This window comes from Actinomadura sp. RB99 (genome assembly GCF_014706005.1).
Lineage (GTDB): Bacteria > Actinomycetota > Actinomycetes > Streptosporangiales > Streptosporangiaceae > Spirillospora.
On sequence record NZ_JABMCA010000022.1, the window covers coordinates 128,946 to 134,698 of the forward strand.

At 66.6% G+C, this 5,753-nt stretch carries 6 protein-coding genes; 1 reads left to right on the forward strand and 5 read right to left on the reverse strand.

Annotated elements, in window-relative coordinates:
* The 3 genes from amrb99_RS21210 to amrb99_RS21220 all read right to left on the reverse strand — a co-directional run.
* On the reverse strand, positions 1-2,099 hold a 2,099-nt coding region (locus amrb99_RS21210), incomplete at its 3' end, for a hypothetical protein (RefSeq protein WP_190858548.1).
* A 191-nt stretch (positions 2,100-2,290) separates the two neighbouring features.
* Positions 2,291-2,884 (reverse strand): ATP-binding protein, encoded by a 594-nt coding sequence (locus amrb99_RS21215; RefSeq protein WP_277819985.1) that lies wholly within the window; start codon positions 2,882-2,884, stop codon positions 2,291-2,293.
* A gap of 175 nt (positions 2,885-3,059) precedes the next feature.
* Complete coding sequence (locus amrb99_RS21220; RefSeq protein ID WP_190858551.1) at positions 3,060-3,410, reverse strand: hypothetical protein; 351 nt, start codon at positions 3,408-3,410, stop codon at positions 3,060-3,062.
* A 59-nt stretch (positions 3,411-3,469) separates the two neighbouring features.
* On the opposite strand from amrb99_RS21220, the gene amrb99_RS21225 reads away from it, so the two are divergent.
* Positions 3,470-3,850: a hypothetical protein gene (locus amrb99_RS21225; protein ID WP_190858553.1), complete on the forward strand. Its 381-nt coding sequence runs from the start codon at positions 3,470-3,472 to the stop codon at positions 3,848-3,850.
* 71 nt (positions 3,851-3,921) lie between these two features.
* On the opposite strand, the gene amrb99_RS21230 is transcribed toward amrb99_RS21225, so the two are convergent.
* Positions 3,922-4,623: a hypothetical protein gene (locus amrb99_RS21230; protein ID WP_190858555.1), complete on the reverse strand. Its 702-nt coding sequence runs from the start codon at positions 4,621-4,623 to the stop codon at positions 3,922-3,924.
* A gap of 846 nt (positions 4,624-5,469) precedes the next feature.
* Positions 5,470-5,753: hypothetical protein (locus amrb99_RS21235; protein WP_190858558.1), on the reverse strand; the 284-nt coding region annotated here is incomplete at its 5' end.

The window sequence follows — 5,753 nt, forward strand, 5'->3', positions numbered from 1 at the left end:
TCGTTCCAGAAAGTGCTCCAGACGCGGTTATCGAAACCGATCATGAACAGGTCGAGGTTTCCGCTGGCTCTGGAGACCGCAGCGAGCTGCTGCTTCGTGCGGTCGAAGACAGCTTGCCCCGGAAGGGGGAAGAAGTGACCGTTGGGGCTTGTGCCCCAGCCGTCGTGCTCGTTCCAGAAAGTGCTCCAGACGCGGTTATCGAAACCGATCATGAACAGGTCGAGGTTTCCGCTGGCTCTGGAGACCGCAGCGAGCTGCTGCTTCGTGCGGTCGAAGACAGCTTGCCCCGGGAGCGGGAACCAGCCGCCTGGATTCCAGCCGACCTGGTCATTCCAGAAGGTGCTCCAGACGCGGTTGTCGAAACCGATCACGAACAGATCGAGGTTTCCCTGGCCTCGGGAGACCGCAGCGACCCGCTGCTTCGTGCGATCGAAGACCGGTTGGGCTGGAATCTCGTACTGCGCGAATACCGGTCGGAATACCTTTCCGTCTGCGATTGTCGGGGGGTTGAACTTTGCGAACAACTCGGGCTGCGGGTCATTCCAGAGTTCCCGCAGTGTCAGTGCGTCAAAGGCATGCAGAATCCCGGTCGCCCTGGGGTCCGCCGTCGCATCCTGCGTCGGCCTGATCGTCCACACGATTCCATCGTTCGCTCCGTTCGCTGACAGGGAGCTGTGACCGCCGGGCATCCCTGGACCGGGTCGGACATCGGCCTTGGCCACTGGCCCCGCCTCGTGATGTACGATCCCGGTACCCGGATCATAGTGGTACGCCTTCAGGTAGTCCTTCTCCGGCATTTGATAGAGGTAACTAGGACCGGACCAATAGACCGGACCACCGTGGATATTCGGCCCAAAGCCCTGGGATGCACCGTAGTCATCTTCCGAAAACTCTGGATGGTACGTGTTCACGAACGCCTGAAAACCCTCCCCGATCCGCTGTGGATCGGGTGAGCCGCTGTCCTGCGTCCACTCCATCGTGACCGGATCAAGCACGTAGTACCGGCCCTGCTTCCCTCCGCCGACGAGTCGCGAGCCGGGGAGGAGAACCGGACCGCCCGAGCCCAGATCGGTGTCACCCAAATGCAGTTCCCCATGGCTGTCCTTGATCGGGTTGAACTGCGCGTCGCGGTCACCATCGCGCAACCGTTTGGCGTTCGATGGCCGGCGGTGACCCGCGAGCTCGAGCCCCGGCCATGCCGGGGTCACACGAAGCTTCACAAATGCATCCGCCAGCTCCGCGGATGCCGCCGGGTTGGCCTTCTCCTGGCAGGTAATAGGTTCATAGATGTCGTTACCGGTCTCGAAGTAGATGTGACCGTCGCTGCTACCGACCAGACCGTTGCCCGACTGCCAGATGCCCGCACCCCACTGGGTACGAGTCAGAGTCGTGGTGCAAAAGATCGCCTTCGGGGCGAGCGTGCCGGCCGCGTAGCCGAACACCCATCCGTGGTAGTTCCCGGCGTCGCAACTGAACGTCGCGAACGCGGCATAAATGATGTCATTGAGCAGGAGAAGGCCGGGACGGTTCCGCTGCACCGCAGGATCGAACGTCATATTCGTGCGGGGGTCCGTTCCGCCGATTTTCACCGCCGAAAGACGCGGCGTTCCATCGCTCAGTTTTAGCGCGTGCAAGTAGTGATCACCGGCCAGATCCAGCTGACCTATAGCCGATGCGCCGCCGTGTGCCCAATGCCGGGCGACGACATACATCGTCTGGCGACCCAGATCGATGACAGGCGTGCTGGTGATCCCCACCGACCCGATCGTTTCACGGCAGATCTCGCGCTCGTTCAGCAGTCGAGTCGTTCCCAAGGGCCCGGCCTTCCACACCGGGTTCGGGTTCGCAGAGTCGTCAGCATCGAACGCATAAACCTCGTTCGTCGACGTCGCGGCGAAGAACAAGTTCTTCGTCCCACGGGGTGTGCCCGGAACCCCGCGCACGTACAGGACCTGCGCGAGAAGGTCACCGTTGACGCTGCGCTCGTACAGCCGGCCGAAGCTCGCCCCGTTCACGTTGGCCGGGCGCAGTTTCGTCTCGGCAAGATACGAGCCCGTCCGCGATGGATCATTGCGGTTCGTCGTTACGTTGGGATCCATACCCCAAAGATAGCGGTGGTGCTTCCAATCCGGCGCAAGGGAACCGAAATGTGTGAGCGGTCAGGGTTTTCCCTGGGCTACTGTTGACGCATTTCCCCAGGTCATGGCCGAGTTGGGTCTACCAGTTTGCCTCCTTGTTGATGTCTGTGGTGCGTCGCCGGGGCGTTTGTTGGGGCGGTAGCTGGGTCCGTTCATGAAGACTTGGTGGCTGGTGTTGATGAGCCGGTCCAGGAGGAATTCGGCGACGACGGGGTTAGGGAAGAGGGGATACCAGTCGACCGGGGCGCGGTTGCTGGTGAGGCTGAGGCTGCGGCCGGTGCGTTCGTTGATGAGTTCATAGAGGTGTCGGCTTGGCTGGCGGTAGGTTCGCGCATGCCGAAGTCGTCGAGGATGAGGACTGCGGGCCGGTTGAGTTCTTTGAGGCGGCGCTGCCAGGTACGGTCGGCGTGGCCGCCGGCCAGGTCGGCGAGCGCGCGTGAGGTTTCGAGGAAGCGGACGTCTGCGCCTTGCCGGATGGCCACGTGGCCGAGGGCTTGGGCGATGTGGGTCTTGCCGACTCCGACCGGCCCGTAGAGGATCACCGACTCGCCCGCGTGCAGCCAGCGCAACGCTGCGAGGTCACGGATTTGGGCGGCGGGGAGCTTGGGTAAGGCGTCGAAGTCGAACCCTTCGACGGTGACCCGTTCCCACTTCGCGCGTTCCAGCAGGTGCTGCATCATGCCGGGTGTTGTGCCCACGGCCTGCTCGGCGATGGTCCAGCAGTTCCTGCGCGGCCGGTCGCTCATCAAGGCACGCACATATCTCTTCGCCGTCGCCCGAGGCTCCCACCTGCGGAAACACCCTGCCATGGCGGCCATCAGCTCATCGAGATGACCCCTGACCGCCTCGGCCTCTACGCTGACGGCAGCAGCCGCCCCAAGATCATCGCTCGCCACACATCAAGATCACCGGGCGAACGCCTCACCGCCTGGAGACCGCGCGCGTCGCGCTGGAGAGCCGACGACGAGGTGGCCGGCATCCGGGCCGAGCTGGACCAAGTGAGCGCCGAGGTGCGCGGCGAGCTGGAGGGTCCGCACCGAGCTTGCTGCGATCGCCGAGCGCGGCGCGGCCGCCGAACGCCGCGCGGTCGAGCAGGCCGCGCGGGCCGAGCGCGCCGAGGCCGCCGCCGACCGCGCCGAGCAGCGCGCCGACGCCGAACGCGAGCAGCACGCCGCCCGCGTCCGCGAGCTGCAGGACGAACTCCGTCAGGTCCGCGCCGAGGTCGCCCGGATCGCCAAGGGCCGGGGCAGGGACGGGCCTGATGGCCGCCAAAAGCCATCCACCCCATGCCACCAGGGGACCTGTCGACTACGGCGCCGGCGGAGTGTCCGGTGTGCAGCGGGCCGCTGCCCGAGCGGACCGGCAAGCCCGGACGCCGCGCCGCCTGGTGCTCCAAGAGATGCCGCCAGGCCGCGTGGCGGGCGCGGACCGCGGCGGAGCGGGCCGGGCGGGACGCGGCCGAGATCTGCGACCGGGTCGCCGGCGCCGCCTACAGCGCCGTTCAGGCAGCGGGTGGCGCGCTGGCCGCCGCGGTGCTGGAGATGTGCGAGCAGGCCCGGTTGTTGATCGAACGCGTGTTGGAGCTCGACCGAAAGCAGCGAGAGGCATTTCCAGAGGGTCGCCATCTTGCTGGTCAGGGCCTTGCCGGTCGGCCCCGCTGGCATACCCCTCAGGCCCTCGGCTGGACCAGTGCCGTGCTGGGGTTGAGCTGAGAATGCCGGGCGCGCAGCTTGGCGCCTGAAGGTGTCGCTTCGGTGTTAAGCCGGGGGCCGCTGCCAAAGGGCTAGGGTTGCAGTGGGTTCGGGGTCAGGCCGGCACGGCGGGCGGTGTCGAGGGCGGCAGAGAGGTCCGGCTCCCAGCCGTTGCTCAGCCACGCGAAGCTCTCGGCCGACAGCGCGCCCTCGCGCGCCCGCCGCAGCGTCTCCTCCAGGGCGCCCTCCCGCGCCGCTCGCACCGTCTCCTCCAGCGCCGCCATCAGCCCGTCGTCCTCCTCGACCTCCTCACCGCCCCACCTGGCGCCGATGACGTCATTGGCCACGTGGTCGAGGAGCTGTACCACGTCGGCGGTACCGCCCACCGTGGACGCGAGGCCGTCGTCGCGGAGGTCGTCCGGATACTCGACCCGATGCCACGTGCCGTCGTACCAGTACACGAACCCCAGTTCCTTGGCCGCCTGCATGTCGGCGAGCCTTTCCAGCGGGAGCCAGCCGGGCGCCCCGGCCAACAGGTCGAGGGGCGGTTCGTGGAACCGGGTCCAGCTCATCTCGTGATCGCACCCGTACAGGACGGCCCGTCCGCCCTCCAGCGGTTCCAAGGCCCAGTCGTTGCCGCCGCCGTCCTGGTGCCCGACACCGTCATCGTTCACCGTGAAGAACGCCGAATACGCCTCGTGCGGCACCGCGGCCTCGACCGCCGCCATCGCCGCGGCGCGCACGAGCAGTTCACGAGGGCTCGGCAGGTCCTCTGGTGTACCCGGCTTGTTCATCAACGCATCTCCTCACTCTCCATTGATCGACGACGAGAGTCAGATGATCTGCCCGTCCCGCCGGTTCCGTCCAGCGGCATCAATCAAGCCGAGCACGCCGGACGTACAACGACGACTCCACCATCGCGGGGCAACTCGGCGAATACGGCCCACCCGCGGCCTGGGGCCCATGGCCCGAGCCAGTCGAGACCAACCCCGACGAGACCCTCGGCCAGGACGACAACCACCGCTGACGCCACACCCGTAGCACTGGTTCCGCGCACTTCCCATCCACCCACCTGGCCGTCCGGTCCGGCCACCGACTGACATCCGAGCCGCCACGGCACTGACAGACACGCCGTGCGCCCGCGATGGGATGAGGACCACCAGGACTGGTGCACCGACGTGCTGTTCCTGCACCGTGCCCGACCCGGCGACCACCCCTGACCGCATGCCGGCACCGCTCGGTCCGGCTGCCTCCGGCCGGGGGTGGATGCGTGCGAGAATCGATCACCGGGCCGTTTCCGTTGACGTAGGCGGTTGGGGTATCGGCCCGGTCGCCATGGCCCCGGGAGGCGCCGCATAGACCCTTGCTCCACGCCTCCCGGGGACGTCGCCGGCCCGCCGGGACGCACCAGGCAAGGCAGCGAGCGCGGCGGCGAGGCGCGCGAGCGCCGTTCAGCTCACCTGCCGTCGTCTTCCTGGCGCTCGCGCTCGACACGGTCATGCTCGCCTTCAGGCTCTTCCTGATGTTCGCCATGACGGCGACGTTGCCGCCGCCGGCGACGCGTTGGCAGGCGATCAGGCTCTTGTGGATAACCGCCTAGGCCGTGTTTCAGAAGTCGTTGGGCGGGCTGGTTGGCCGCGTTATCGGTGGGCTAGCCAGATGATGGCGTCTTTGGCGATCTTGCTTGGGTCGGTTTCGGTGGTCATCTGGTGGTCGCTGCGGCGGGCGTCGCGGTACTCGACTTCGTAGCCGCCTTCGTCCAGCAGGGAGATCGAGGCGTACCAGGCGGGGTCGTCTACGAGTGGTTCGATGGTGATGAAGGTGTTGTCGGTGGGGTTGAGGTCGCCGATCAGCATGAAGATCGCGTCTTCGGACGGCTCGTCGACGAAGTCACCGTTCTCGGTTTCGGCGCGGTGGGAGGCGT

What these genes read in the sequence shown, in the direction of transcription:
- amrb99_RS21230 (WP_190858555.1), bottom strand. Translation starts at nt 4,623, where the DNA reads ATGAACAAGCCGGGTACACCAGAGGACCTGCCGAGCCCTCGTGAACTG.
- amrb99_RS21215 (WP_277819985.1), bottom strand. Translation starts at nt 2,884, where the DNA reads ATGAGCGACCGGCCGCGCAGGAACTGCTGGACCATCGCCGAGCAGGCC.